The organism is Oleiphilus sp. HI0061, assembly GCF_001635675.1.
Genome location: NZ_LWFE01001552.1, coordinates 1 through 1,371, shown reverse-complemented (window position 1 = coordinate 1,371; position 1,371 = coordinate 1). Strand labels below are relative to the sequence as shown.

The following is a 1,371-nucleotide window of genomic DNA, read 5'->3' as shown; positions in this document are numbered from 1 at the left end:
TACGCATATTTTTACGCCCTCTGATGCTTTGCGGCTTAAGGTTTGTGGCTTGGGAGTTGAGAAGTCTAAGGTAACCAGAGTATACAACGGTGTTGATAATAAGTTGTTTTATCCAGAGGAAATAGCGTCAAATCCTTATTTCTTATTTGTCGGAAACCTTAAAAAAGATAAAGGTGTGTTAGACCTCCTAGATGCGTATGATGGCTATGTAAAAAGTGGAGGGAGTAAACTATTAAAGTTTATTGGTGATGGCGCTATGAGCCCGGTATTGGCTGAAAGAGTCGCTGCTTATGGCTTAGAGGCCAAAGTTTCTATGTTAGGAGCCCTAAAGCATGCTGATACAGCAAAGTATATACGCCAAAGTGGTTTGTTAATACTTCCTTCGTATCATGAGGGAGTTCCAAATGTACTGCTTGAGGCTGCAAATTGTGGCGTACCGGTAGTTTCTACTCGAGTAGGTGGCATTCCAGAAGTGGTTAAGGATGGAGTTTCAGGTATTTTAATCGAAGCAGGCGATTGTGAGGCCTTAACTAAAGCTATGGTGGACTTTGATCTGAATACTGCTTGCTGGAATAGAGAAGTTATTAAGGCTCACGGAAACCTGTTTTCATGGCCAAAGAATGTAAATGAAATTGACCAAATTATATGTAAAGCAGTACAAGGAAGTTCGGATGCATAATAGCCGTAATGTAATATTGATTTGTAATTATTCCAAAAAAATTGGACAGAGTATATTTACGTGTTGAAGCAACTTTTAAAGACGTTAGTAGCTAAACTGCTTCCCTCATCAGTTTTATTGCTGAAGGGGGCGTCAGGAGAGGCTTCTGTTTACCTGACTTTTGATGATGGTCCAACGCCTAATGTTACCGATAAGTTGTTTAGCTTATTAGAAAAGCATAATGCTAAGGCGACATTTTTTGTAATTGGGAAAAAACTAGAACAACACTTCGAAATTGGGAAGAGCTTGGTAGAAGCTGGTCATGTGGTGGGTAACCACTCTTATGACCATATTGATTTTGGGCGTTTGCCTCTAGGTAAACAGCTAAAACAGGCAAATGATGCGGATGCTTGGATTAGTAAGCTGGAACAGTCGGGTTCCAGGTTGTTTCGGGCGCCGCAAGGGCGCTGGAGTTTTGGTTTGCTGTTTTCGTTAGTGAAAAACAAATTTCGTCCAGTGCATTGGAGCTACGATTCATTAGATTATTCCAATCTGAGTGCTGATCAGATTGTTGAAAACTTTAAGCAGAAACCGGTTGTAAATGGTGAAATTCTTTTATTTCACGACGACGCTGAGAAGTGTGTGCAGGTGCTAGAGATAATGCTTCCTCTATGGGAGAAGCAAGGGATTCAGTTTAAGGTGATTAGTTAATT

General features: G+C 40.6%; 2 protein-coding genes. Both read left to right on the top strand.

Features of this window, described 5'->3' with window-relative positions; all coding sequences use genetic code 11:
• A partial coding sequence (locus A3735_RS24190; protein WP_156499885.1) for a glycosyltransferase occupies nucleotides 1-679 on the top strand: 679 nt, incomplete at its 5' end.
• A 60-nt stretch (nucleotides 680-739) separates the two neighbouring features.
• Entirely contained in the window at nucleotides 740-1,369 is a 630-nt protein-coding gene (locus tag A3735_RS24185) for a polysaccharide deacetylase family protein (protein WP_068508504.1), read from the top strand.
• Nucleotides 1,370-1,371: the final 2 nt, after the last annotated feature.